This window comes from Paraburkholderia dipogonis, assembly GCF_042680985.1.
GTDB classification, from domain to species: Bacteria; Pseudomonadota; Gammaproteobacteria; order Burkholderiales; family Burkholderiaceae; genus Paraburkholderia; species Paraburkholderia phytofirmans.
This window is the reverse complement of the sequence record NZ_JBHUFR010000016.1, coordinates 263,792-283,834: the sequence shown is the minus strand read 5'-3', so window position 1 is coordinate 283,834 and position 20,043 is coordinate 263,792. Positions and strand designations below refer to the sequence as shown.

20 protein-coding genes are annotated in these 20,043 nt (G+C 63.8%); 3 read left to right on the top strand and 17 right to left on the bottom strand.

Annotation, left to right across the window (positions count from 1 at the left end):
* Positions 1-12: 12 nt before the first annotated feature.
* The 7 genes from bamB to ndk form a co-directional block, all read right to left on the bottom strand.
* Positions 13-1,158, bottom strand: a complete 1,146-nt coding sequence (gene bamB, locus ACFSNN_RS21475; RefSeq protein WP_134455652.1) for an outer membrane protein assembly factor BamB — start codon at positions 1,156-1,158, stop codon at positions 13-15.
* An 86-nt stretch (positions 1,159-1,244) separates the two neighbouring features.
* On the bottom strand, positions 1,245-1,874 hold the full coding sequence (locus ACFSNN_RS21470; RefSeq protein ID WP_134455651.1) for a YfgM family protein: 630 nt from the start codon (positions 1,872-1,874) through the stop codon (positions 1,245-1,247).
* Positions 1,875-1,952: 78 nt separating this feature from the next.
* Positions 1,953-3,293, bottom strand: coding sequence for a histidine--tRNA ligase (gene hisS / locus ACFSNN_RS21465; protein ID WP_134455650.1), 1,341 nt, complete (start codon positions 3,291-3,293; stop codon positions 1,953-1,955).
* Positions 3,294-3,314: 21 nt separating this feature from the next.
* A complete protein-coding gene (gene ispG / locus ACFSNN_RS21460) occupies positions 3,315-4,631 on the bottom strand; it encodes a flavodoxin-dependent (E)-4-hydroxy-3-methylbut-2-enyl-diphosphate synthase (RefSeq protein ID WP_134455649.1) in 1,317 nt (438 codons plus the stop codon).
* A gap of 86 nt (positions 4,632-4,717) precedes the next feature.
* Entirely contained in the window at positions 4,718-5,809 is a 1,092-nt protein-coding gene (locus ACFSNN_RS21455; RefSeq protein WP_134455648.1) for a RodZ domain-containing protein, read from the bottom strand.
* A gap of 217 nt (positions 5,810-6,026) precedes the next feature.
* The gene (rlmN, locus tag ACFSNN_RS21450; protein ID WP_134455647.1) at positions 6,027-7,178 is read right to left on the bottom strand and encodes a dual-specificity RNA methyltransferase RlmN; all 1,152 of its coding nucleotides are present in this window, start codon (positions 7,176-7,178) and stop codon (positions 6,027-6,029) included.
* A gap of 161 nt (positions 7,179-7,339) precedes the next feature.
* Positions 7,340-7,765, bottom strand: a complete 426-nt coding sequence (gene ndk / locus ACFSNN_RS21445) for a nucleoside-diphosphate kinase (RefSeq protein ID WP_134455646.1) — start codon at positions 7,763-7,765, stop codon at positions 7,340-7,342.
* Positions 7,766-8,070: 305 nt separating this feature from the next.
* On the opposite strand from ndk, the gene ACFSNN_RS21440 reads away from it, so the two are divergent.
* The gene (locus ACFSNN_RS21440; RefSeq protein ID WP_012433534.1) at positions 8,071-8,769 is read left to right on the top strand and encodes a Bax inhibitor-1/YccA family protein; all 699 of its coding nucleotides are present in this window, start codon (positions 8,071-8,073) and stop codon (positions 8,767-8,769) included.
* A gap of 130 nt (positions 8,770-8,899) precedes the next feature.
* Here the strand turns inward: ACFSNN_RS21440 and ACFSNN_RS21435 are convergent, their stop codons facing one another.
* The 10 genes from ACFSNN_RS21435 to ACFSNN_RS21390 all read right to left on the bottom strand — a co-directional run bounded on the left by ACFSNN_RS21435 (position 8,900) and on the right by ACFSNN_RS21390 (position 18,059).
* On the bottom strand, positions 8,900-9,673 hold the full coding sequence (locus tag ACFSNN_RS21435) for an MBL fold metallo-hydrolase (protein WP_134455645.1): 774 nt from the start codon (positions 9,671-9,673) through the stop codon (positions 8,900-8,902).
* 7 nt (positions 9,674-9,680) lie between these two features.
* Entirely contained in the window at positions 9,681-10,820 is a 1,140-nt protein-coding gene (gene bamC / locus ACFSNN_RS21430) for an outer membrane protein assembly factor BamC (RefSeq protein ID WP_134455644.1), read from the bottom strand.
* Between the two features lie 132 nt (positions 10,821-10,952).
* Positions 10,953-11,879: a 4-hydroxy-tetrahydrodipicolinate synthase gene (dapA, locus tag ACFSNN_RS21425; RefSeq protein WP_134455643.1), complete on the bottom strand. Its 927-nt coding sequence runs from the start codon at positions 11,877-11,879 to the stop codon at positions 10,953-10,955.
* Positions 11,880-11,922: 43 nt separating this feature from the next.
* The gene (locus ACFSNN_RS21420) at positions 11,923-12,525 is read right to left on the bottom strand and encodes a class I SAM-dependent methyltransferase (RefSeq protein WP_134455642.1); all 603 of its coding nucleotides are present in this window, start codon (positions 12,523-12,525) and stop codon (positions 11,923-11,925) included.
* Positions 12,526-12,551: 26 nt separating this feature from the next.
* Positions 12,552-13,754: a tryptophan--tRNA ligase gene (locus ACFSNN_RS21415; RefSeq protein ID WP_134455641.1), complete on the bottom strand. Its 1,203-nt coding sequence runs from the start codon at positions 13,752-13,754 to the stop codon at positions 12,552-12,554.
* 6 nt (positions 13,755-13,760) lie between these two features.
* Entirely contained in the window at positions 13,761-14,423 is a 663-nt protein-coding gene (locus tag ACFSNN_RS21410) for a site-2 protease family protein (protein WP_012433540.1), read from the bottom strand.
* 47 nt (positions 14,424-14,470) lie between these two features.
* Positions 14,471-15,106 (bottom strand): L-threonylcarbamoyladenylate synthase, encoded by a 636-nt coding sequence (locus ACFSNN_RS21405; RefSeq protein WP_134455640.1) that lies wholly within the window; start codon positions 15,104-15,106, stop codon positions 14,471-14,473.
* 141 nt (positions 15,107-15,247) lie between these two features.
* A complete protein-coding gene (locus ACFSNN_RS21400; RefSeq protein ID WP_134455639.1) occupies positions 15,248-16,078 on the bottom strand; it encodes a 3',5'-nucleoside bisphosphate phosphatase in 831 nt (276 codons plus the stop codon).
* A 119-nt stretch (positions 16,079-16,197) separates the two neighbouring features.
* The gene (locus tag ACFSNN_RS21395) at positions 16,198-17,082 is read right to left on the bottom strand and encodes an alpha/beta fold hydrolase (RefSeq protein WP_134455638.1); all 885 of its coding nucleotides are present in this window, start codon (positions 17,080-17,082) and stop codon (positions 16,198-16,200) included.
* A gap of 83 nt (positions 17,083-17,165) precedes the next feature.
* A complete protein-coding gene (locus tag ACFSNN_RS21390; RefSeq protein WP_134455637.1) occupies positions 17,166-18,059 on the bottom strand; it encodes a ferritin-like domain-containing protein in 894 nt (297 codons plus the stop codon).
* Between the two features lie 444 nt (positions 18,060-18,503).
* Between ACFSNN_RS21390 and ACFSNN_RS21385 the strand changes: the two genes are divergently transcribed.
* Positions 18,504-19,028, top strand: a complete 525-nt coding sequence (locus ACFSNN_RS21385) for a gamma carbonic anhydrase family protein (RefSeq protein WP_012433545.1) — start codon at positions 18,504-18,506, stop codon at positions 19,026-19,028.
* A gap of 64 nt (positions 19,029-19,092) precedes the next feature.
* Complete coding sequence (gene hslO / locus ACFSNN_RS21380) at positions 19,093-20,043, top strand: Hsp33 family molecular chaperone HslO (protein WP_134455636.1); 951 nt, start codon at positions 19,093-19,095, stop codon at positions 20,041-20,043.

Here is a 20,043-nt window from a genome sequence, read left to right as displayed (position 1 = left end):
TGCCGCGCGCGATTAGCGCGGGCGGTAGCCGTACAGGTCGCCGTCGTGCGTGAGCACCACCAGCGTTTCGCCGGCGAGTACCGGTGCCGCCGTAATCGGGCTGCCGTCGGTCTTCACGCGCGCGACGAGCGTGCCGTCGTCGCGGGACAGGAAGTGCACGTAACCCTGATAGTCGCCCAGCACGGCGGCGTGACCCAGAATGAACGGCACGCTCAGGTCGCGATTCTTCAACTTGTCGTTCTTCCACAGCAGCGCACCGCTGTTGGTGTCGAACGCCGACACTACCGACCAGTCGTCCGCCGCGACCACGGCGCGCTCATCCTGCGCCAGACCGCTCGTGCTCGAGAACGCCTTCTCCCAAACGGCACGGCCCGAGTTCGCGTCGAAACAGCCAATCTGGCCCTGGAACGTCACCGCGCAGGTTTCCGAACCAACCAGCGTGGGCGGTCCGGTCACGTCGTTGATGCGCTCGACTTCCGTCACGCCCTTCGGATAGGACACCGGCGTTTGCCAGTAGTTGTCGCCCGTCTGCACGTTGATCGCGGCAAACGCGCCGCCAGGGAACCCGGCCAGCACGGCTGCGTCGCCGGCGAACGTCATGCCCGACGACACGCGCAAATTGAGCGGCACCGCGCGATTGCGGTAGTTCCACTTCTGCTCGCCGGTTTGCGCGTTGAACGCGGTGATCTGGCCGTCGACCGTACGCACCACCACGAGGCCATTGCCGACGAGCGGCGGCGAAATGATTTCGCCCGGCGCCTTGGCGGTCCAGAGTTGCTTGCCGTCCGCGCCGAGCACGTAGACGTCGCCCTTCAGGCCGCCGACTGCTGTCAACGTGCCGTCGCTGCCGACACCCGCCGAGAGGTCGTCGTGGAGCTTGACGCGCCAGACGTCCTGACCGGTCTGCGCGTCGATCTTCGCAACCGAACCGTTCGCGCCAGCCGCATACACCGCATTGCCCACCGCGACCGGCGAGAACAGGTAACGGCCCGCCTTGCCGACGCTTGCCTTCCAGGCCTGCTGCACGTCGAGCACGGGTTTGAACTCGGTGAGCGGCGTGGGCACGCGGCGCTCGTCTTTCGTGGATGAGCAAGCCGCCATGGTGAACACGGTCATCGCACAGGCAACGGGCACAGCGTAACGTTTCAGCAGATTCATCGGTGGACGAAGCATTCAGGAAATTAATTAAAGGAGAGCGGTTGGTCGTTGCACGCGGCGCCGATTGCGGCGCTCATATGCGGCGATCAGCCACCCAGCGCGTCCAGCTTGAACTGAATCAACTGGCGTGCGGAGCTATCGTTTTTCGACAGCGAATCGAGCGCGAGCTTGTAGGCCGCGCGTGCATCGTCGCGCTTGCCTTGAGCGGCGAGAAGATCGCCGCGGCCGTTCGCCACGATGCCTTTGAACGCGTCGGACTGCGGTTCGGCCAGCAACGCGAGGCCCTGGTCGTAAGCCTTGTCGTCGAGCAGCAGCGAAGCGAGACGCAGCTTGGCGATCTGCTTGAACTCGTCATCTTTCGCGTGATCGATGGTCCATTGCAGTTGCGCCTTGGCGGCGGCCTCGTCGCCCGCGGCGTACAGCGCCTTGGCGGCGCCCAGCGCGGTCATTTGCGCATACGCGGTGCGGCTGAACTTGTCTTCCATGTCGGTGGCGACGCGCGTGATCTTCGCCTTGTCGCCCGACGCCACGGCCTGCTGCACCTGGTCATACAGCACGGCGGCATCCGCCGCCTGGCGCCGTTGCCAGAAATTCCAGCCGTTCCAGCCGGCTGCGGCCACCAGTGCCACCAGCACGATCCATGTGGTTGCATTGCCCCACTGCGTCCACCATGCCTTCAGACTTTCAATCGATTCTTGTTCGTCGTGGTAACTCATTGCCCGGCGATTTCCTCTTTCTTGCTACGTGTGCGTGTCGAACCCGATCGGCACCCAACCGGCTCGACGACATCGCGATCAGTCGTCGCCGTCTTCGGCGGTTGCAACCATCGCATTGATTAGAAATTCGGTCAAGTCTTCGGCCGGCACGTTTTGTTGCTCGTTTTTACCGCCGTTAGCATTTGTATCGCGCAGCGGTTTCACGCCGACCGTGCCGTTGGCGATCTCGTCTTCACCGAGCACCACAGCGAACGCGGCGCCGCTTGCGTCGGCACGCTTCATCTGCGATTTGAAGCTGGCCGTTTGACCGTCGGCGCTACAATGCAGGATTACATCGAGGCCGGTGTCTCGCAGACGCTCGGCGATGATGAAGGCCTGCTCGCGCGCCGCGTCGCCCTGATGGACCACGTACACGTCGCAACCTTCGTCTTCCGGCACGAGCTGCTCTTCCTTCAGCAATTCGAGAATGCGCTCGACGCCCATTGCCCAACCGCATGCCGCCGTGGGCTTGCCGCCGAGCTGTTCGATCAGCGGATCATAACGGCCGCCCGCCGCGACAGTGCCTTGCGCGCCGAGCTTATCGGTCACCCATTCGAACACGGTCAGATTGTAGTAATCGAGACCGCGCACGAGACGCGGATTGATCGTGAACGGGATGTTGTTCGCCTTCAGAATGCGCTGCAAACCTTCGAAGTGCGCACGCGATTCTTCACCGAGAAAATCGATCAGCTTGGGCGCGTTCTGCGCGACTTCCTGCATGGCCGGATTCTTCGTGTCCAGCACGCGCAGCGGGTTCGTGTAGAGACGGCGTTTCGCTTCCTCGTCGAGCACGTCCATGTGCTTTTCGAGGTGCGCGATCAATTCCACACGATGCGCCGCGCGTTCTTCCGCGAGGCCCAGCGAGTTGATTTCGAGTTTGATGCCCATCAGTCCGAGGTCGTCCCACAGACGTTGGCACATCATGATGATTTCAGCGTCGGCGTCCGGACCGGCAAAGCCAAGCGCCTCCACGCCGACCTGATGAAACTGGCGATAGCGGCCGCGCTGCGGACGCTCGTGACGGAACATCGGGCCGATGTACCACAGGCGCTTCGGGCCGTCGTACAGCATGTTGTGTTCGATCGCCGCGCGCACCACCGCTGCCGTGTTTTCCGGGCGCATGGTCAGATTTTCACCGTTCAACGCGTCGGTAAAGCTGTACATCTCTTTCTCGACGATGTCGGTCACTTCGCCGATACCGCGCTTGAACAGTTGCGTATGCTCGATGATCGGCGTGCGAATATTCTGGTATCCGTACGAACGCAGCATCGACTTGACGGTCGTTTCGAAAAATTCCCACAGCCCGGCTTCCTGCGGAAGGATGTCGTTCATGCCCTTCACGCCGGAGAGCTTTTCGAGCTTTTTCTTCTGTTCAGTCATCTGTATTTCGAGAGCCGATATTTAGTTGGCTACCGTGGCGCGGCCATAGCTGCGCTCGACGTAGTCACTCACGATTTGCTGGAATTCTTGCGCGATGTTGTCGCCGCGCAGCGTCTTGACCTTCTCGCCGTCGATGAACACCGGCGCGGCCGGGTTCTCGCCCGAGCCCGGCAGGCTGATGCCGATATTCGCCTGCTTGGACTCGCCCGGACCGTTGACGATGCAGCCCATCACCGCGACATGCATCTTCTCGACGCCAGGATACTGATCGCGCCACACCGGCATCTGCGTGCGCAGATAGGTCTGGATTTGCGATGCGAGTTCCTGGAACAACGTGCTGGTGGTACGGCCGCAACCCGGGCACGCGATCACCATCGGCGTGAACGAGCGCAGACCCATGGTCTGCAGGATTTCCTGGCCGACGATCACTTCGCCGGTACGCGAGGCGCCCGGTTCCGGCGTGAGCGAAATGCGGATCGTGTCGCCGATGCCCTGCTGCAGCAACACAGACAACGCCGCGGTCGACGCCACGATGCCCTTCGAACCCATGCCCGCCTCGGTCAAGCCGAGATGCAGCGCGAAGTCGCAACGGCGCGCAAGTTCGCGGTACACGGCGATCAGATCCTGCACGCCGCTGACCTTGCACGACAGAATGATCTGATTGCGCGACAGGCCGAGTTCGACCGCCCGCTCCGCCGAGCCGATCGCCGACTGGATGAGTGCTTCGTACATCACGCTTTGCGCTTCCCACGGCGTGGCACGCGCGGCGTTCTCGTCCATCATCTTCGCGAGTAGGTCCTGATCGAGACTGCCCCAGTTCACGCCGATCCGCACCGGCTTGTCGTACTTTGCCGCGGCTTCGATCATCTGCGCGAATTGCGTGTCGCGTTTCGCGCCGTGGCCCACATTGCCTGGATTGATCCGGTACTTGGACAGCGACTCCGCGCACGCGGGGTAATCGCGCAACAGCAGATGGCCGTTGTAATGGAAGTCGCCGACCAGCGGCACCGACACGCCCATGCGGTCGAGCTGCTCGCGCACGGCCGGCACGGCCGCGGCCGCTTCCGGCGTGTTCACGGTAATACGGACCAGTTCCGAGCCGGCTTGCGCCAGTTCCTTGATCTGGATCGCGGTGCCGATGGCGTCCGCGGTGTCCGTGTTGGTCATCGACTGGATGCGCACGGGTGCGTCGCCGCCGATGGTAACGAGCTGGCCGCCCCAACGGACGTCGACCGCGTGCGACTTGCGCCGCGGTGCGTGGCCGCCGAACACCGGCTCGGTTGAAACGATCTTGCTACTGGATTGGGATTGAGCTTCGGATTGCATCGAAAAACCCATTTACGCCGCATGCGCCACACAAAAGACGTCGCGCCTGAATTGAAAAAGCGCCGCGGACCGGTTGGCCGCGGCGCATACCGTATCTGTCAAGGCAGCGCGAAACGCGCCACGTTGCCTTTGGCCGCCGCATATTTCGACGAATCGACCGGCTGGCCATCGAGCGTCAGCGAGTCGAGGCCGGCCCTGTTGCCGAGCGTGACCTTGAACGGCGCTTCGCCCGTTACTGCCTTGGTATCGCCTGCGTGCACGAGGCCGGAGAACACTTCCTTGCCATCTTTGCCACGCACGCTGAACCAGCTATCCTGCTTGACGCTCAACGCGACGATCGACTGGCCTGCAGCCGGCATCACCGTAGCCGCCGGTGCGCTCGCGCCCGGCGCCGTTGCCACAGCCGGTGCTTGTGAGCCCGTCTTCGGCGCGGCGGTCATTGCCGTGACTGCCGGCGCCGACGAAGGTGCCGCACCCGTGGCAAGCGGCGCGGGCATCGGCGTAGCCGACGCTGCATTCTCCGCCGCCGTCTGCGTGTCCGTCGCTGAAGCAGCCTCGTCCGCAGCCGCTTCCGAACCTGCCGACTGGCCCTGCGCCACCGCGCCCGATGCGCCGGTCGAGCCGCCTGTGGCGCCGTTCGCGCTCGCTTTCAAGCGCGCCAGCCAAGCCGACGAATCGCCGCCATTGGTATGCCACATGCCAAGCGCGATCACCGCGACGATCACCGCCGCCACGCCCCATAACCACGAGCGGCTCTTCTGCCCGCTGCCGCCCAGCGAGAGCGATACCTTGCCGCGCGGCAAATCCCTGCCCGATGACGCGGGCATCGACAGGTCCGGCGCGGGCACACCCTTTTCGCGGCGCAGCGCCGCCGTGAACGGCGTGGGATCCGCACCGAGCATTTTCGCGTAACTGCGCACCACGCCGAGCGCGAAGGTCGTATCCGGCAAGTGGCTGATATCGCCCGATTCGAGCGCGCGCAACTTGATGACGGACACTTTCAGACGCGCCGACACGTCGTCGATTGTCCAGCCTTTCGATTCACGCAATTGGGTCAAGCGCGCGCCAACCGCCGCCAACGAATCCATGCCCGGCTGCACAACAGGCTGCACCGCCGCCCGCGCGACTGGCGCCGGATGGCTTTCGTTCGTGTCTGTGTCCTGCGGCTGCGGGTGCTGCGGCTCACTCATCCCAAATCCTTTCGCGTCGATTCTTTTTCACTCGTGCAACCCGGACGGGCTCAAGCCTCACGTCCGAATCGCAGACCGTTTATAACAAAATGTGCGGCCTTGTGCGCCGCTTCCGATCGCTTCTGCAAACTTTCTTTTCAATCGACGCCGGCACAGCAAGTTGTCGTGCATTCGCGGAGTTTTCTCCGGACACCGGCGCCCTGCCGTCCCCGCGCGATTACACGGCGCGAACCTCGATCACCTTGGCTGCCTTCCCGGTGCGCTCAGCGAGGCGGGTGCGGTCTTTCACCGCGCCGGCCAGCTGACCGCAGGCAGCGTCGATATCATCGCCGCGTGTTTTACGCACCGTGGTGACGACGCCCGCGTCCATCAGCACTTGTGCAAACCGCTTGATCTGTTCCGGTTTCGAGCGGATGAGGCCCGACTCGGGGAACGGATTGAACGGAATCAGGTTGAACTTGCACGGCACGTCGCGCGTGATCGCCAGCAATTCGCGCGCTTGCGCTTCGCTGTCGTTGACCCCGTCGAGCATGCAATATTCAAACGTAATGAAGTCGCGCGGTGCGACCTTCAGATAGCGCTGGCAAGCCGCCATCAGTTCGCGCAGCGGATACTTCTTGTTCAGCGGCACCAGCATGTCGCGCAGCGGATCGCTAGGCGCATGCAAGGAGACCGCGAGCGCTACCGGCAGATCGGCGCCGAGCCGGTCCATCATGGGCACGACGCCCGAGGTGGACAGCGTGACACGGCGGCGCGACAGGCCATAGGCGTTATCGTCGAGCATCAGGCGCATGGCCGGCACGACCGCGTCGTAATTGAGCAGCGGCTCGCCCATGCCCATCATCACGACGTTCGTCACGACCCGCTCGCCCTTGCCGTCGCCACCCGTGGCGCGGCCGCCATCGACGCCGCGCGACGCCCGCAGCGCGAACTCGGCCATGCGCAACTGGCCGATGATTTCGGCGGTGGTGAGATTGCGGGAGAAACCCTGTTTGCCGGTCGAACAGAAACGGCAGTTGACCGCGCACCCGGCCTGCGACGACACGCACAGCGTGCCACGCGTTTCTTCGGGGATGTAGACGGTTTCGACCGCGTTGCTGTTGCCGACGTCGATCAGCCACTTGCGTGTGCCGTCGGTAGAAATATTGTCGCTGACGATGCCCGGCATCGAGATCGTGGCGCGCCCCTTGAGCTTTTCGCGCAAGGACTTCGCGAGATCGGTCATGCCGTCGAAGTCGGCAGCGTTGTACTGGTGAATCCAGCGCTGCAACTGCTTGGCGCGAAACGGCTTCTCGCCCAAGCTGCCGCAGTAGGCGACGAGCCCTTGGGCGTCGAGGTCGAGAAGGTTGACGGTGGGACTGCTCGTCATATCGAATCCTGCCATTTCAGTGCGAGACTACGTTCATGCAACAAGCTGCATGAACGCAATGCCGTTCGCGCCCATTCCTGCTGCTTTTACCTTACTACTTTGCCGGGCGATTCGTGCGATAAAACCAGTCGGCTGCACGAATCGCGCGAGGCAAGTTCTGCTTAACGCGAGTAGACGTTCACTTGCGGGAAGAAGAACGCGATTTCGACTGCTGCCGTTTCAGCAGCGTCGGAACCGTGCACTGCGTTCGCGTCGATGCTGTCAGCGAAGTCGGCGCGGATCGTGCCCTTTTCCGCCTTCTTCGGGTCTGTTGCACCCATCAGGTCGCGGTGCTTCAGGATGGCGTTTTCGCCTTCCAGCGCTTGCACGACCACCGGGCCCGAGATCATGAATTCGACCAGGTCCTTGAAGAACGGACGTGCGGCGTGCACAGCGTAGAACTTCTCCGCGTCGGCGCGCGACAGGTGAACCATGCGCGAAGCCACGATCTTCAGACCAGCGTTTTCGAAACGACTGTAGATCTGGCCGATCACGTTCTTGGCCACTGCGTCCGGCTTGATAATCGACAGGGTGCGTTCGATCGCCATAAAAACTCCAAAAAATTAAGAGGTTACAGATTCAAATGAATCCGCTATTGTAGCATGTTCCCGTGTATGATTGCGATTGAACCCTTACAGTGCTGAAAGACTCCAAGCAGGAGTTTCCGATTACTGGTAGCGTAGCCGTGTGGGTATTTTCAGGGCATTGAAACTCCCTGCCCGCGCGCCAATCTTAGGGATGAGAGCGCCGCGGCCGGCGGCAGGAAACCCCACCGGCGCTGCACGACTCGCTACAACCCGCTTTAACCCGCATCACAACCATACGCAACACGCTTCTGAGGTAAGGAGAGACCATGAACGATCATCCGTATAGCTTTGGCCGCAATGGCGCGGTCAGCACGGTCGAAACGCGTAACCGCGTGCTACGGAACACCTACTGGCTGCTCGCGCTGTCCATGATTCCGACAGTGCTGGGCGCGTGGGTGGGCCTTACCACCGGCTTCTCGCTATTCGCCGCCACGAGTCCCGCCATGAGCATGCTGGCGTTCTTCGCGATCGCCTTCGGCTTCATGTTCGCCATCCAGAAGACCAAAGACAGCGCGGCCGGCGTGTTCGTGCTACTCGGCTTCACGTTCTTCATGGGCCTGATGCTGTCGCGCATCCTGAGCTTCGTGCTCGGTTTTTCGAACGGCCCGTCGTTGATCATGCTCGCCTTCGGTGGCACTGGTGTGATCTTCGCGTCGATGGCAACCATCGCCACGGTCAGCAAGCGCGACTTTTCGGGGCTCGGCAAGTGGCTGTTCATGGGCGTGATCGTGCTGCTGCTCGCATCGGTCGCGAACGTGTTCCTGCATTTGCCGGCGCTGATGCTCACGGTGTCGGTCATGGCCATCGTCATCTTCTCGGCCTACATGCTGTTCGACGTTCAGCGCGTCGTGAACGGCGGTGAAACGAACTACATCACCGCCACGCTCGCGATCTACCTGGATCTGTACAACGTTTTCGTCAACCTGCTGGCGCTGCTCGGCATCTTCGGCGGCAATCGCAACTAAGCCTGATTCGGGGCGCGGCGTTCGAAACCCGCCGCCCTGAAAGACAAAGCCCATAACGAGCAATCGGTATGGGCTTTTTTCATGACTCCGCGGCGTCTGCTGCGCAAGAGAGTCAAGCGTCAGACGCGGATCACACGCTCAGCCACGCACACCCCTCATCCTGCGAAGCCACCACCACTTCCGTCGGCGCCGCGCCTAGCACACCGGCTATAGCGGCCTGCGCCAATTCAGGCAGATTGTTCTGCTGGCTCAGATGTGCGGCAACCAGATGGCGCAATCGCGAACGGTCGAGCGAAGCGAGAATTTCAGCCGCCGCGTCGTTGTTCAAATGCCCATGATTGCCGCCGATGCGCGCCTTCAGCGACTGCGGATAGCGGCTGCCCGCCAGCATCCGCACGTCGTGATTGCATTCGAGCACCAGCGCGTCGCAACCGCTCAGCACTGAGCTGATATGCGGCGTGGACGTGCCGACATCCGTCAGTACGCCAAGCCGGCTCGCGCCGTTCGAGAGCACGTATTGCAGCGGCTCGCGGGCGTCGTGCGGAACGGTGTAAGGAAGAATGCTGAGGTCGCCGATCGCGACCGCTTCGTCGCCCCACAGCACTTGCAGGTCGACGTCGGCCTCGTCGGCGCCCACCGCGCGGGCGGTGCCCCAGCTCATGTACAACGGAATCGACCACTTGCGCGCCAGCGTCAGCGCGCTGCCAATGTGGTCGCTATGCTCATGCGTAATTAGAATCGCGTCGAGACCTTCGACGCTCGCGCCGAGCCGCGTCAACCGCCGCTCGACTTCCCTGGCGGAAAAACCGCAATCGAGCAGCACGCGCGTGGTGGTCGCGCCGCTTCGCGCTTCCACCAGCAACGCATTGCCCTCACTGCCGCTTCCGAGACTGGCGAACCTCACGGTCCGCTTAGTTCAGTTGCGCGTGCAGCAGCGTCACGATGCGCTGCGCGTCCGACGAATTGTCGACCTGCCCGTTCGCCGTCAGCACCGCCACCTGCGTGACCGTGTCGCCCTTCGAGCGCACGTTGACGAGGAATTCCTGACTCGGCTTCTTCGACGAATTGCCGCTGTAGAACAGCTTGCCCAGCAGACCTTCTTTTTTGAGCTCCTGCATCGAGTCCGCATAGCGCACGTAGTAGATGCCCTTCGCGCGATCGCGGTTGTCGACCGTGAAGTTGGTGCGGTCGAGCGCGAGGCCCACGCGCAGCCATGCGCGGTCGAACGACTCCGGCAGGTCGAGCGTGGATGCACCCGCGCTCTGGTCGATCGTGGCCGGCGCGACAGCCGTACGCGCGTCGGTCAGCAGTTGCTTCGATTGCGCTTCGGTCAGGCCGAACTTCTGCATCAGCTTCGTAAGGAACAGCGCCTCGAGCGCCGGATCGCGCGGGCGCTCTTCCCAACGCGACGACGTCTTGTCCTGCCCCGTCAACACTTCTTCCATGGCGCTGTGCGTGATGGAGATGTCGGTCGTATCGCCCGGCGCACGCGAGACGAGCGTGCGGAAGCTGTCGCGGGTGCCCGACGAATACGCGAAATCGATGACCTTGCCGACCGTGCGGCGGAACCAGTCGTCCGGAATGTTGGCGCGGTTTTCAGCCCAGTCGGTCGTCATGATGCCGGTGGCCGGCGCGTCGGTCTTGAGCGCGAAGCCGTTTTCCTGCCAGAACTCCTGCAACTGCGGCCAGAGTTGTTCCGGCGAGCGGCCGTCGACGACCAGCCAGCGGCGATCGCCGTCACGTTCGATATGCATGCCGAGCGGATCCTGCGCGTTCGGCTGGCCTTCGGTCGCATTGCCGGCGGCCGTCACCGCGCGCGTCTGCGCGCCGCCCAACGCCAGATTGGCCGGCGGCGCGACATAGCGCTCCTCGGTCTTGGTCGTGCTCAAATCGTTCGGAACGGCGAGCGGCGGCGCGCTGCCCGCACCCTTGTAGTTGACGCGGTCGGAAGCAAACCAGTCGTTCAGCGTGTCACAGCCGGCGAGCGTCGTGAGGGCAAGCGCCAGCGCCGCCATGCGGGTTGCGTGGAGGGAAAGTGCGGAACGTTTCATGAGGTCCTTCGTGATGCTGGAACGCGGTGCCTTGGTTCTGTGTGCCGGGAACGCGGGCTGGATCGACGTCGGTTAAGGGAGTGCCGGTGGCAGGCTTTGGTTGGCGCTGTGGGTGCCGCGGACGCTGTCCGCCTACCCCAGCAGGCCCGCTTCGCGCAACGCGCCGCGCACCACTTCGTGGTATTGCGCGTCGAGCGGCGTGAGCGGCAGGCGGATTCCGCCCTGCACACGACCCAGTTGCTGCAGCGCCCATTTGGCCGGAATCGGATTCGATTCGATGAACAGGTTCTTATGCAACGACAGGAGTTTCAGATGAATTTCACGCGCGGTCTTCGCGTCTGAGGCCAGGGCGGCCTTGCAGAGTTCGCTCATCGCGCGCGGCGCGACGTTCGCGGTGACCGAAATATTGCCGTGGCCGCCGAGCAGCATCAGCGCGATCGCGGTGGGATCGTCGCCGCTGTAGATGCCGAAATGCGCGGGCGCGGACTTGATCAGATGCGCGGCGCGATCGATATTGCCGGTCGCTTCCTTCACACCGATGATGCCCGGCACCTGCGCGCAACGCAGAATGGTGTCGTTGCTCATGTCGGCAACGGTGCGGCCCGGCACGTTGTACAGAATCACCGGCAGATCGACGGTTTCGGCGATCTTCGCGAAGTGGCGGTAGATGCCTTCCTGCGTCGGCTTGTTGTAGTACGGCACGACCTGGAGCGTGGCGTTGGCGCCGACTTCCCTGGCCTGCTGGGTGAGTTCGATGGCTTCCGTCGTGGAGTTGCCGCCCGAGCCCGCGATCACCGGAATCCGGCCCGCTGTGTGCTCGACCGCGGTCTTGACCATCAGCACGTGTTCTTCGACCGACAGCGTGGCCGACTCGCCGCTCGTGCCGACCACGACGAGAGCGTTGGTGCCCTCCGCGATGTGCCAGTCGATCAGTTTGCGAAACGCCGGCAGATCGAGGCCGCCGTCTTCGAGCATCGGGGTGATGATGGCGGGAATGCTGCCGCGAATCTGAACGCTGTCGTTGCTGCCGAGCTTGCTGCTTTGGTTGCCGTTAGTCATGAAACGCCATGAATTTGATCAGGTAAACCGCGATTGTAGCGGATTAGCCAGCCAACCCGTAACAAGGCGGAGATGCCGCCTGCGCGGGGTCGTCTGAGCGCTCCGCCTCCAGAATTGCGCAGATCCGCTGGACGTAGGCCGGGCGCGGCTGCGCGAGAAAACCGTCCTGAAAAGCGACCACCCGGAGTTGGCCGCGCACGCGGTCGAGAAGCTCGCCGGGCGCCAGCAGAAACGCCGGATTAGAGGGTTTGCCGACGCTTTCGTTTCCTTGCGCGAAGGTCTCGTAAACCAGTACGCCGCCGGGCGCGAGCGCGCGCAAAAGCTGCGGAAAGAGCGGCCGGTGCAGATAGTTCGTCACTACGACAGCGGCGAATCTTGCGTCAGCGGGCAGAGGCCACGCGGCGCTTTCGATGTCGGCCTGGAGCGCAGTGATGAGCGGTTCACCGCGCAGCGCGTCGAGCGCCGCCGCGTCGCGGTCGATGGCGGTGACGGGATGTCCTAGCGACGCGAAGAAACGCACATGCCTTCCCGCGCCGGACGCGACATCGAGCACGGGACCGCCTTTCGCGACCAGATGCGCCCATTCGCGCACCCACGGCGACGGCTCGCCCAATCCATGCACGGCGCAGGTTGCGGGACTACTCATGAGATGGACGCGGCTCGTCAGTTGTGTCAGTTGTATGAGAGCCCCATGGCTTCGCGTACGTCGCGCATCGTTTCCGTGGCGAACCTGCGGGCCTTGTCGCAACCGTCGGCGACGATCGCGCGCAACAGCGACGGATCATCCATGTACTTCTGCGCGCGCTCGAGCATGGGCTGCTGCTCGCGCAGAATGCCTTCGATCACCGGCTGCTTGCACTCGAGGCACCCAATGCCCGCGGTGCGGCAACCCTTCTGCACCCATTCGTGGGTGGCTTCGTCCGTGTAGACCTGATGGAGCTGCCACACCGGGCACTTGTCGGGGTCGCCGGGATCGGTGCGGCGCACGCGGGCCGGATCGGTCGGCATGGTGCGCACTTTCTTCGTGATGGTCTCCGCGTCTTCGCGCAGGCCGATCGTGTTGCCGTACGACTTCGACATTTTCTGGCCGTCGAGACCCGGCATGCGCGACGCTTCGGTCAACATGGCCTGCGGCTCGACCAGAATGATCTTGCGCGAACCTTCGAGGTAGCCGAACAGGCGCTCGCGGTCGTTCATCGACAGGCTCTGCGATTCCTGCAACATGGCACGCGCCTGTTCGAGCGCTTCGTCGTCGCCTTCCTGCTGGTAGGCGTTGCGCAACTCGTGATAGAGCTTGGCGCGCTTGCCGCCGAGCTTCTTCGCGGCGTCGCTGGCCTTCTCCTCGAAACCCGGTTCGCGGCCGTACAGGTAGTTGAAGCGGCGCGCGATTTCGCGCGTCATTTCAACGTGCGGCACCTGGTCTTCGCCAACCGGCACGAGCGAGCCGCGATACAACAAAATGTCCGCCGCCATCAGCACCGGATAACCGAGGAAGCCGTAAGTGGACAGATCCTTGTCCTTCAGCTTCTCCTGCTGCTCCTTGTAGGTCGGCACACGTTCGAGCCAGCCGAGCGGCGTGCTCATGCCGAGCAGCAGCGCCAGTTCGGCGTGCTCCGGCACCTTGCTCTGAATGAACAGCGTGGCCTGCGCCGGATCGATGCCGGAGGCCAGCCAGTCGATCAGCACGTCCCAGACGTTCTTTTCGATCACTTCGGGCGTTTCGTAGTGCGTCGTCAGCGCGTGCCAGTCGACCACACAAAAGAAACACGGGTATTCGGACTGCAGCCGCACCCAGTTTTTCAGCACGCCGTGATAGTGGCCGAGGTGCAACGACCCGGTGGGCCGCATGCCGGAGAAGATACGGTCTGGGAACATGGTTATCTAAAAAAGCGAAACAAGGGGAGTCAGAATGGCGGTGATCGCGCTGTAGCCGATCGTGACCAGCGGGTTCAGCCAGTATCGCGTGAGCGTGCCCGTCATGACCAGCGCCATCACGATGAAAAACCCGTACGGTTCGAGGCGCGACAGCGTGATGGACTGCCGCGGCGGCAGCAGCGCCATCAGCACTCGGCCGCCGTCGAGCGGCGGCAGCGGAAACAGGTTGAGCACGCCGAGCACGAGATTCACGCCGACGCCCGCGCCCGCCATGCGGGTGAAGAACGGCTCGTCGACGTTCAGCACCGCAAGCGCGACACCGAACAGCCCCCAGATCACCGCCTGCACGAAGTTGCAGGCCGGACCTGCCGCCGCAACCCACAGGCTGCCCCAGCGCGGATTGCGCAGGTTGCCGAAGGCGACCGGCACCGGCTTGGCGTAACCGAACATGAACGCGCCGCTGGTGGCGAAGTACAGCAACAAGGGAATCGCGATCGTGCCGAGCGGATCGATATGCCGCATCGGATTGACGGAGACGCGGCCGAGCACGTAGGCGGTATTGTCGCCAAGCCAGCGCGCGACGTAGCCATGGGCGGCTTCGTGCAGCGTGATGGCGAAAATCACCGGCAGCGCGTACACCGCAATGGTCTGTATCAGGGAAGAATCCATAGCTCGTTATTGTAACAACGCGATTGCGTGCGTCTGTCCGCTTTCACTCATGCCGTCTCTGCGAGGCCGAACGGTGCGAGAGAACCGCGCCCCGGCCGCACCAGCACCGGCTCCGAGCCGGTCAGATCGATTACCGTGGACGGCTCGCACACGCATGGACCACTGTCGATCACCAGATCCAGCTGTTTTTCCAGGCGCTCACGGATTTCCTCCGGGTCGTTCAACGGCTGGGTTTCGCCCGGCATGATCAGCGTCGAGCCGAGCAGCGGCTGGCCGAGTTCTTCGAGAATCGCCAGCGTGATCGCGTGGTCCGGCACGCGCAGGCCGATGGTCTTGCGCGAGGGATGCGACAGGCGCCGCGGCACTTCCTTGGTGGCTTGCAGGACGAACACGTACGGCCCCGGCGTCACCGATTTGATCAGCCGGTACTGGCGGTTGTCCACCATGGCGAAATTGGCGAGCTCCGACAGGTCGCGCACCAGCAGCGACAGCAATTGCTTCTCGTCGAGTCCACGAATGCGCCGCAGACGCTCGACCGCGTCCTTGTCGTCCAGATGGCAGGCGAGCGCGTAGCTCGAGTCCGTCGGCAACGCGACCACGCCGCCATCGTTGATGATCTGCACGGCCTGCTTGACGAGGCGCGGCTGCGGGTTATCAGGATGAAGCCGGAAGTATTGGGACATGGCGGCTAACGTTGGTTCACGGATGAAAGCGGGTCGACGGCAAATTGAATTGCGGCTGAAAAACGCGCGGAAGATCGGACCCAGGCCCACGCGGCGCACGGCCCGTTGTCGCGCATGACGTGCCGCGACGGCACGGCGCGGTCACAGCCAGCGTTCCCAGACGGGTTTCAGATCGGCGGGCAGCGGCGGCAGCGTGCCGAGATCGACGCGGCCTTCGCCGGGTGCGTGGAAGTCGGACCCGCGCGACGCCTCGAAACCGAAACGGCGCGCGACATCGGCGTATTCGCGGTACTGATCCGGCGTGTGGCTGCCCGTCACCACCTCGATCGCTTTGCCGCCGAGATCGATGAATTCGGCGAAAAATGCGTCGAATTCGACTGGCGAATAGGCGTAGCGGCCCGGATGCGCAATGACCGCTTCACCGCCGGCGGCCCGGATCCAGCCGACCGCGTCGGCCAGTTTGGCCCAGCGGTGCGCTACATAGCCCGGTTTGCCGTCGCCGAGAAAGCGGCCGAACACGTCCTGCGTGGAACTGGCGTAGCCGCTTTCCACCATGAAGCGCGCGAAATGCGTGCGCGAAATCATGTCCGGATTCGACACGTATTTGAGCGCACCCTGATAGGCGTCGGGAATGCCGAGCGTGGCGAGTTGCTCGCCGATCGCCTCCGCCCGCGCGGCGCGGCCGTTGCGCGTACGCGCGAGGCCGTCGATCAGGATCGAACTGGTCGGATCGATGCCCAGCCCAACGATGTGCACCGTGCGCGAAGCCCAGGTCACCGAAACTTCGACGCCGCTCAGATAGTCCATGCCGAGCGATTCGGCGGTGGTTCGCGCTTCGTGCTGGCCGCCCAGTTCGTCGTGATCGGTCAGCGCCCACAGCGTCACGCCGCCCGCATGCGCGCGGCGCGCGACGTCGGCCGGCGCGAACTGGCCGTCGGAAACGGTGGAGTGACAGTGGAGGTCGGCGTTCATCGTTGTCTGGAAAAGGTTCTGCACTTATTTTACTGCAACGCAGTAAGCGGACGCAGAGCTATCTCGTAACGAACGCGCGGAAGCCGCCGCGTCGGAAACCGTCGAACTGTCCGAAAGCGCTAGGCGCAGAATCCCTCGATCAGCGCGGCCACCTGCTCCGGCTGGTCGTGATGCACCATGTGCCCCGCTTCGTCGATGATCTTTTCGCGCCAATCCGGGAACGCCTGAAAACGCGCCTTGAATTCGTCGAGCGGAATTTCGCCGGCAATCTGCGCGAGCGTCGGCGAGTTGGCCGCCTCCACGTGCAACACCTTTGCGCTCACCTGGCGCCAGGTCGCCATCACTTCGTCGAGACGGTACAGCGCCGGGCCGCGCAGCTTGTGCGCGGGATCGGCGAGCAGCATGAAGCGCCCTTCGCCGTCCGGCTTCGACCAATGCTGCGCGAGAAACCGCGCGCGCTGCGGGTCGAGCCGCGGATTGGTCTTGATCAGGCGCGCGGCGACGTCGTCGAGCGACGCGTAGCGCTTCAATTGCGGCGGATCGCGCAATTCGTCCAGCCAGTTGCGCAGGCGTTTGGGCGCTTGCGCCGAGTGCGACGGCGCCAGACCGAAGCCTTCCAGATCGACCACCCGCCGCACCCGCTCCGGCCGCACGCCCGCATACACGCAGGCGATGTTCGCCCCCATGCTGTGGCCGACCAGATTCACTTCGCCGGTCGGCGCGTAGTGGTCGAGCAAGGCGTCGAGATCGGCCAGATAGTCCTGAATCCAGTAGTTGCCGCCGCCGTGCTCGGCCACCGGCCAGTCCGACAGACCGAAACCGCGCATGTCCGGCGCCAGTACCTGCCAGTCGCCGCCCAGCGCATCGACGACGAACTGGAACGACGCGGCCACGTCCATCCAGCCGTGCAGCATGACGAGCGTCGGCGCATCCGGATTGCCCCACCGCCGCACATGCAGACGGATGCCGCGCACGGCAACGAATTCAGACTGGGAAGTGTTCATGAACGGCACGTCCAAAAAAGAATGGTCGTTCTATTATAACGAGATAGCCCGTTGATGCGCGGGACCGGATGGCGAGGGAAGTTTCAGTCGCCGGCGGGAGGCGGCGTCGCTTCCTGCGCGTCCAAGCCCGCCAAGGCGGCCAGTTCGGCTTCGTCGAAACCGGCGTCGCGGCGCGCCTCGAAATTGAACGGTCCGCGCAATTTCGGTGCGTGATACTGGTCGGCGAGACGCGTGTAAGTCTCGTGAGGGTCGAGGCCACCGGCGTCGCACAGATGGCGGAACCAGCGGTTGCCGATCAGCACGTGGCCGATTTCGTCGCGCAGGATCACGTCGAGAATCGCCGCCGACGCTTGATCGCCGGCCTGCAGCAGACGCGCGCGGATCGGCGGCGAGGCATCGAGGCCGCGCGCTTCGAGCGTGCGCGGCACCAGCGCCATGCGCGCCAGCACGTCGCCGCGCGTACGTTCGCACATGTCCCATAGGCCGTCGTGGGCGGGAAAATCGCCGTAGACGTGGCCGTACTCCGCGAGGCGCGCGCTCAGCAACGAGAAGTGGTAGGCCTCTTCGGCGGCGACCTTGAGCCAGTCGGTGTAGAACGCGGCGGGCATGCCGGCGAAGCGCCAGACCGCGTCGAGCGCAAGATTGATGGCGTTGAATTCGATGTGCGCGAGTGCATGCAGCAGAACCGCGCGACCTTGTGGCGCTTGCATGCTGCGTCGCTTCAGACCGCGTGGATCGACCAGGTCGGGGCGCGCGGGACGGCCCGGCAGGCCGGACGGTTCGGCGAGTTCGGCGTGAGCGGCGCATGTCATGCTGCCGTCGAGCACCGCGGCGTAGAGCGCGCGGGCGGCAGCGGCCTTGGCGGCTGGATCGGCTTCGCGCAATGCGGCGAGCGCTGCGGCGCGCGCGCAAGGGGCTTGGCGCGTGGGATCAGCGGCCGGTGAATCAGGCGAAACGGACGGTGCGGCGGACATCATGGCAAACGGATCGACGAGGAAACAGCAAAGAAAGCCACAAACGGCATGGCCAACAGAAACGACAAAACTTTCGGCAGACGACGCGGCAGCATGCGGAGGTCGAGGCGGTCCCACGGCGCAGCCGCGCGAACAGCCGCCTGAGCACCGAATTGGCCGTCCAGGCGCGGCCGCGTAGCCATTGCGTGAACGTCGACTCGAATAGCAGCGCGGCTAGGTAGCGAGGAAACGCTCCGCACCGCATCGATACAGATCTCAACCCCAGCCCCGAAGCGAGCGCCCTGCGGCCGGACCAAGCGACCGAACCACACAACCGTTTACAATACCCGATTCGACCATCCAACGCGCCCGAGGCGCCAGCGAGGCGGAACAGCCCGCAAGGCAAAACGTTCCAGCCAGTTCGGCGCGCCAGCCTGCGCACATAGCGAGCGATCAAGAGGAGACACCGTGACCATCTACAAGCTTGGCGAAGCCGCCCCGACCATCCATGAAAGCGTCTTTGTCGCGGATTCGGCGAGCATCATCGGCAACGTGACGCTCGAGGAGAACGCCAGCGTCTGGTTCGGCGCGACGATTCGCGGCGACAACGAGCCGATCACCATCGGCGCCGGCAGCAACGTGCAGGAAAATTCCGTGCTGCACACCGACCCCGGTTTTCCGCTCACGATCGAGCCAAACGTGACAGTCGGTCATCAGGTCATGCTGCACGGCTGCACGATCAAGGAAGGTTCGTTGATCGGAATTCAGGCCGTGGTCTTGAATGGAGCGGTAATCGGCCGCAACTGTCTGGTCGGAGCGGGCGCCGTCGTCACCGAAGGCAAGGTCTTTCCCGACAATTCGCTGATTCTCGGCGCGCCCGCCAAGGTGGTGCGCGAACTGACCGAGACGGATATCGCCAACATGCAGCGCGGCGCTGCAACCTATGCCGAGCGCCGCGAATATTACAAGGCGCAGCTCGTGCGCATCGGCTAACCAGCCGGAGCGCGCGGCGCGCACGGCGCGGCATCATGCTGCGTCATTCGACCGAGGAAAAGTTGTGAGCGACCAGTTGCAAAAATTCATGTTCAGCGCGGCGCCGGTGCGCGGCGAGATCGTTTCCCTGCGCAACACCTGGCAGGAAGTGCTGACGCGCCGCGACTATCCGGCGCCGGTGCGCACGGTTCTGGGCGAAATGATGGCGGCGTGCGCGCTGCTGTCGGCGAATCTCAAGTTCGACGGCACGCTCATCATGCAGATTTTCGGTGACGGCCCGGTCAAGATGCTGGTGGTGCAATGCGGCTCCGATCTGTCGATGCGCGCAACCGCCAAGCTGTCCGGCGAAGCGGACAAGGTAATCGGCGAGACGGCCAGCATGGTCGACCTGCTGAACGCGAGCGGCCACGGCCGCTGCGTGATCACGCTCGACCCGGCCAGCAAGCAGCCCGGTCAGCAGCCGTATCAAAGTATCGTGCCGTTGTCGGGCGTGGACGGCCCGCTCAACTCGATGGCCGAAGTGCTCGAGCATTACATGCATCACTCGGAGCAGCTCGACACGCGCCTGTGGCTCGCGGCGAACACCGAGCGCGCGGTCGGCATGCTGCTGCAAAAACTGCCGGGCGACGGCGGCATCGTGCCCCATCCGGGCGATCTGGACGCGGATACGTGGGAGCGCGTCTGCACGCTGGGCGGCACGATGTCACAAGACGAACTGCTGAAGGAAGAACCGGAGACGATCTTCCGGCGCCTCTTCTGGCAGGAAAACGTCCAGCATTTTGAACCGGCCACGGCGCGCTTCGAGTGCACGTGTTCGCGCGAAAAAGTCGGCGGCATGCTGAAGATGCTGGGCCGCGAGGAAGTCGACGGCGTGCTCGAAGAGCGCGGCCATGTCGAGATTCATTGCGAGTTCTGCAATCAGCGTTACGAGTTCGATCCGGTCGACGTGGCGCAACTTTTCGTCGCCGAAGCGCTCTCACAAGGTGTGACGCCCGCGGCTGAACAGCGGCACTAA